Origin of the sequence: Mycobacterium sp., from assembly GCF_049281135.1 — a bacterium.
In the GTDB taxonomy this organism is placed as follows: Bacteria; Actinomycetota; Actinomycetes; order Mycobacteriales; family Mycobacteriaceae; genus Mycobacterium.
The window spans coordinates 1-5,824 of the sequence record NZ_JBAPRN010000710.1 but is presented as its reverse complement, the minus strand read 5'-3'; the positions used below and the strand labels follow the sequence as shown (position 1 = coordinate 5,824).

At 66.3% G+C, this 5,824-nt stretch carries 7 protein-coding genes; 1 reads left to right on the top strand and 6 read right to left on the bottom strand.

The window, feature by feature from the left end:
- Positions 1-1,488: fatty-acid--CoA ligase FadD5 (gene fadD5 / locus WAN02_RS28260; RefSeq protein WP_422268625.1), on the bottom strand; the 1,488-nt coding region annotated here is incomplete at its 3' end.
- A 108-nt stretch (positions 1,489-1,596) separates the two neighbouring features.
- Between fadD5 and WAN02_RS28255 the strand changes: the two genes are divergently transcribed.
- Positions 1,597-2,310, top strand: coding sequence for a GntR family transcriptional regulator (locus WAN02_RS28255; RefSeq protein ID WP_422268623.1), 714 nt, complete (start codon positions 1,597-1,599; stop codon positions 2,308-2,310).
- On the opposite strand, the gene WAN02_RS28250 is transcribed toward WAN02_RS28255, so the two are convergent.
- The 5 genes from WAN02_RS28250 to WAN02_RS28230 form a co-directional block, all read right to left on the bottom strand.
- Positions 2,311-2,754: an SRPBCC family protein gene (locus tag WAN02_RS28250; protein WP_422268621.1), complete on the bottom strand. Its 444-nt coding sequence runs from the start codon at positions 2,752-2,754 to the stop codon at positions 2,311-2,313. It lies immediately after the preceding gene.
- Positions 2,755-2,784: 30 nt separating this feature from the next.
- Positions 2,785-3,273 carry an acyl-CoA thioesterase gene (locus WAN02_RS28245; RefSeq protein ID WP_422268619.1) on the bottom strand — a complete coding sequence of 163 codons (489 nt, stop codon included), beginning with the start codon at positions 3,271-3,273 and terminating at the stop codon, positions 2,785-2,787.
- A 10-nt stretch (positions 3,274-3,283) separates the two neighbouring features.
- Positions 3,284-4,591: a hydroxyacid-oxoacid transhydrogenase gene (locus WAN02_RS28240; protein ID WP_422268617.1), complete on the bottom strand. Its 1,308-nt coding sequence runs from the start codon at positions 4,589-4,591 to the stop codon at positions 3,284-3,286.
- A 34-nt stretch (positions 4,592-4,625) separates the two neighbouring features.
- A complete protein-coding gene (locus WAN02_RS28235) occupies positions 4,626-5,567 on the bottom strand; it encodes an alpha/beta hydrolase (protein WP_422268615.1) in 942 nt (313 codons plus the stop codon).
- A gap of 49 nt (positions 5,568-5,616) precedes the next feature.
- On the bottom strand, positions 5,617-5,824 hold a 208-nt coding region (locus WAN02_RS28230), incomplete at its 5' end, for an SDR family oxidoreductase (protein WP_422268613.1).

The following is a 5,824-nucleotide window of genomic DNA, read 5'->3' as shown; positions in this document are numbered from 1 at the left end:
CTCATCGAGGTCCTCGATGCTTAATTTCTGCGGCCGACCGGCCGCGACGGCCGCGACCGCGATCGGCACTTCACCCCACTTCTCGTGTGGACGTCCGATCACCGCGACTTCAACGATCTCTGGGTGGCCGGCGAGGACGTTTTCCACTTCCGCGCAGTAGATGTTCTCACCGCCGGAGATGATCATGTCCTTCTTTCGATCGACCACCCACACGTAGCCTTCGTCATCCATCCGGACCAGGTCACCGGAGTGGAACCAACCACCGGCGAACGCCTCCGCGGTCGCTTCCGGGTTGTTCCAGTAGCCAGCCATCAATGTGGGTGCGCGATAGACGATTTCACCGACCTCCCCGACGGGCACATCGTTCATCTCGTCGTCGACCACGCGAGCCGCCACGGTCGGAATCACCTTGCCGACCGAACCGAGCTTTCTGATGGCGTCCTCGCCGAGCAGCATGCAAGTCACCGGCGACATCTCGGTCTGACCGAAGGCGGCCAATATCTGCGACCCGGGGAAGGTTTCCGACATCTGCCGCAGCAGGGTATCGGACGCCGGGGCGGCACCCCAAGAGATCACCCGCAGCCTCACATCACGTGGATTCGCCTGCTGCGCATTACATACCGCCTGCCATTGAGCCGGAACCAGGAAGATTCCGGTGACCTTCTCGGCGGCCAGGACGTCGAGCAGTTGTCCGGGGTCAAATGCGCCCAGCGGATGGATCACCGTGGGGAGCCCCATCAAAAGTCCGGTCACCAGGTTGCCGATTCCGGCTATATGGAAGAACGGGACACCGATGAAGCCGACGTCGTCGGCGGCGACGCCGTGCGTGTAGAGGTTGGTCATCGTCTGACCGGTCAGGTTGGTGTGGGTGAGCACCGCACCCTTGGACCGGCCCGTGGTGCCTGAGGTGTACATGATCAGCGCCGGCGATTCGTTGGGCACATCGGCCGGACGGGCCGGGTCGCCCGGCTCGTTCACCAGATCTTCGTAGGCCAGCAGGCCGTCCGCACTGGAGTCACCGGCGACCACAATGCTGCTCAACGCCGACGTGAGGTTTCGGACGCCGGCGGCCACCGGAGCCAGCACTGATTCGGTGATCATCACCCGCGCTTCGCAGTCGTCGACCAGGAAGGCGATCTCGGGTGGGGTCAGCCGGAAGTTGATCGGAACCGCGATGGCCCCGATCATGTTCGCCGCCAGCACCGACTCGACGAACTCGGTTCGGTTCAGCATGAAGACCATCACCCGGTCACCCGGGCCGACCCCTCGGCGGCCCAGGGCCCCGGCCAGTGCCGCGACCCGGTCGCGAAGGTCGGCCCAGGTGACGGTGTTGCCCAGGAATCTCAGCGCCGTGGCGCCCGGCTGCATGTATGCGTGCCGTTCGAGTTGATTGACCCAGTTCTGTCGGCGCGCCAAATACGGCTGCTCCAAAGAGGCTCCGCCCGGGTCCGTCCCTCGAGCTCCGTGGCCGGTCAACTGCGCGGTCAACTGGTCGCTCCCCTTCTCGTTGCTAAGCCCTGTGCTTAAGTTGATATTTGATAAAACTTGGTGTTGTCTGGGTCACACTATGGTCTTGGCGTCACGAAGACAACCCCGGTGACCGCGCTCAGCGAACCGGCGGCACGGCGGCCTTCCGCGCAGCGGCAGGCCCGTGTTCCGCTGCGCCGCGCGCAGCTGTCCGACGAGGTCGCGGGCCACCTGCGGGCCGCAATCATGTCGGGCGCATTGCGGCCCGGGACGTTCATCCGGCTCGACGAAACCGCGGCCAAACTCGGCGTCAGCGCGACTCCGGTGCGCGAGGCGCTGCTGAAGCTGCGGGGCGAGGGGATGGTGCAACTCGAGCCGCACCGCGGCCACGTCGTGTTGCCGCTGAGCCGCCAGGACGTCGACGACATCTTCTGGGTGCAGGCGACCATCGCCAGGGAACTCGCCGCGTCTGCGGCCCAGCGCATCACCGACGACGAGATCGACGATCTCGAACACCTCACCGATGTGCTGACCACCGCCGTCGCCGCTGCTGATATCGAAGCGATCGCGACGGCGGAGTTCGCGTTTCACCGAGCCTTCAACCACGCGACTGGGCGGATCAAGCTGGCGTGGTTCCTGCTGCACGTCGCTCGATACATGCCGTTGATGGTGTACGCCGCGGATCCGGAATGGGGTGCCTCCGCCGTGCAGAACCACCGCGAGGTGGTTGCGGCGTTGCGCCGCCGGGACACCGCCGCGGTCGTCGAGCACACCGCGAGGCAATTCACCGACGGGGCGCGCCGGCTCACGGAACGGTTGCAAAGCAGCGGAATCTGGGACTAGTTAGCTCGACGCAGCCAGGTCCTCGGCGCGCTTCTTGAGGTTCTCGGCGAGGTAGTCCAACACGTTGCCGGCCAATTGCTTCACCATCGGTGCGGGTATCGGCAACGAGGGCTCGACGTCCAAGTCCACGGTCAACAATGCTGACGAGCCGGTGTCGACCACGCTGAACAACTGCTCCTGCTTTTTGAACAGGTTGCCCTGCTGCAGCACGGTCTGAATCTGAGTCGGGCTCGGGTAGTAGACCGCCTGGATCAAACTGTCCTCGATGGCCTCGTATTTGGCATCGAGACGCAGCTGGCTCGGGCGCCCGTCGTCATAGCGGGCCAGCACCCACAGGCCCTGAACTCCGTCGTTCCACTCCGGGTAAGACTCGAAATCGGCGACGATGGCCAGGATCGTATCGGCGTTGGCGGCGACCTCAACGGTCTTGCTGACAAAAGGCATTGGCCGAGCATAACGAGAACGCTGCGACCGCTAACTGACGCAGGCCGTCGACAGCAGCGCGCGGATGTCGTCGGGGATGGGGGTCGGCCGACGGGTGGCCTTGTCGATGTATACGTGCACCCAGTGGCCGACCGCGGCGATGGCCTGCGGCTGAGCATCGTCGTGAGCAGCCGGACTCTGGAGTCCCCGGAAGACGCCGAGCCGATACGTCACGCTGCTGTTGCCGAGCCGGGTCACGGCCACCCCGACGACAAGCCGTTCCGGGAAGTGCAGTTCGGAGAAGTAGCGGCAGCCCGATTCGGCGACGATGCCCTGCGCCGACGCTGTCACCGGGTCGAGAGTGACGTTGGTCTGGATCCAGCCGTTGATCGCGGTGTCGAAAAGCTGGTAGTACACCGCGTTGTTCAGGTGGCCGAACATGTCGTTGTCGGCCCATCGAGTCAGCACTGGCCAATGCACCGGGAAGTCGCGACTGGTGAGCCCGTCAGGTGCGGGCGGCACCGCAGAAAACGGAGGCATGAATGTATGACTACCAGTACCGCATGGCGCGCCGAAACAGGTCCGCCAGAACAGGTTTGCTCATCTCGCGCGGAGCGTTCTGTAGGAGACGCTGCTGGGGGTGAGCGCCCTCGGTCAGCGCGGCCACGTCTTCTTCGCTGTAGCCCACGCCCCCGAGGCCGTTCGGGATGCCCACCGCTCGCATGATGCGGATGAGTTCGTTGGCCAGCACCTCGCCCGCGTCATTCGCGCCGGCGCCTTGCGTGTCAGCGCCGAGCAGCCGTGCGCCCTCCAAGTGCAGCTCCGGACTCGCCTCCGCGGTGTAGCGGAATGACGACGGCGCATTGAGGATGACGGCCATTCCGTGCGGCACCAGCGGTTCATGGGCCGGGTAGCCCGATGGGCGGAAGTCCCGCACCAGCCCCGCTACCGCGTAGGCCATGCCATGCGGCGCATGCACGCCCGCGTTGCCGAACGCGATGCCCGCAAGCGTTGCCGCCCACATCATTTGCTCACGGGCCGCGCTATCGGAAGCGTCGTGCACCGCACGATCCAAATATCGCCCCAGCAGGCGCAACGCCTCACGGCAGCCCAAATCGCTCCACGGGTTGGCGCCTTGACTCATGGGCCGCAGGCTGGGCCGTTCGGGAGCGCGCCGCCGGACGTAGGGCCGCGCGGTGAAAGATTCCAGAGCGTGTGACAGCACATCGAGCCCTGCCGAGGCGACGACCTCGGCCGGCAGGCTCGCGGTGCAGTCCGGGTCGACGAGCGCCTCGGTGGGGCGCAGCGCGTGAGAAGCGATGCCGGTCTTCGCCTTCAGCGACAAAAGGTCGAAGATCGTGATGCCGGTTACCTCGCTGCCGGTGCCCGCCGTGGTCGGGCACGCGATATGCGGCTTGAGCGGGCCGGGTACCGGTTTGCCCTCGCCGATCGGCGCGTTGACGTAGGTCAGAAAGTCGGCGGGATAGGTGGTGTAGAGGTTGGCGGCCTTGCAGGTGTCGATGACGGAGCCGCCGCCCAGCGACACGTAGCCATCGGGGTCCACCGCTTGCGCGAAACGGGCCCCGTCCTGAAAAGACGCGTCGGTGGGTTCCACATGTACGTCGGTGTAGGCGACGACGTCGATCCCGGCCGCGATCAGCGAGTCGCGCGTCTTCGCGAAGATGGGCAGTTTGGCCACGCCGGCATCGGAGAACAACGCCACCCGCCGCAGTCCGAGTGCACCGGCTCGATCACCTACCTCGGCCAGGCAACCGCGCCCGAACGTGACCCGCGACGAGTCGACAGTGAAGGCTCCGTCGCAGTCCTCGGCAGCAATGGGGACTTCGCAGCACGCCATAGTGCTCACACTAGAGCGCGGGTCTCGCGCCGCGTTAGGCGTTGTCCCAACTGCGGCTCAGCGCCTCACCCTGCAGCTCGAACAACCGCTGCGACGCCGACCAATCGGGCAGCAGCGAATCGAAGCCGTGGCAGGTGCGCGCAAACACGTGCAGGTCGGTGGAAACTCCTGCATGAAGCAGCTTCAGCGCATAGTCGACCGCTTCGTCGCGAAGCGGATCGATCTCCGCGCACGTGATCAAAGCAGTTGGCAGACCGGCGAATCGGCCTTGCCGGGCGGGCACAGCGGCCGCTGATGCAGTGCCGGGGCCCAGGTAGTGACGCCACATCAGGTCCGCTGCCTCGCTGTCGAAAGCGGGGCTGGCGCCGAACTCGGCCTTCGACGGAGTTTCCCGATCGTCCAGCACCGGCTGGTGCAAGAGCTGGAAGGCGACCGCCGGCACTGTCCCGTCGGCGCTACCGTGCGCCAGGCACGCCGCCAGTGTTGCGCCTGCACTGCTGCCCGCGACGGCGATCCGGGCCGCGTCGACGCCGAGTTCGGTCGCGTTGGCGGCGACCCATCGCAGCGCGGTGGTCGCATCGTCGAGCGCTGCCGGATACGGGTGTTCCGGGGACAGCCGGTAGTCGACCGACACCACCGTGCAGCGGCCGCGGCGGGCCAGTTCCACGCACTGGCGGTGATCGGTGTCGAGGTTTCCCAACGCGAATCCGCCTGCGTGGCAAAACACCACCACCGGCGCGGGCTCCGTTTGGCCGTCGCGGTAGACACGCACCGGCACGCGCGCCGCCTCGGCCTGCGCCGTGTGGTCGGCGATCTGCAGGCCGGACACGTCGACGAGTGCGGCCGCTTCGCGGCGGCGGTCGTCGAACGGCTCGCGCATCAGCTTGACCGCACGCAGCGAGAAGTTCGTCCGGGTCGTCGCGACCGCACGCAGCGCGGGATCGAGACGGTCCCAACCATCCAAGCCATCCGTCATCGATGGTGCCCGTCGCGCATGGCCGGCCCGGCGCCGATTATGCCGATCTTCATTGGATTTTCAGGCACTGGCCGCCGTCGATGACGAGCTCCGAACCGGTGATGAACGACGCCTGGCCCGATACCAGGAAGGCGATGGCATCGGCCACCTCGGACGGCTGCCCGATCCGGCCGGACACCGATGTGGCCGCCAGACGCGCCTGGGTCTCCGCATCGAGCATCGGCGTCGCAATCGGACCGGGAAACACCGCGTTGACC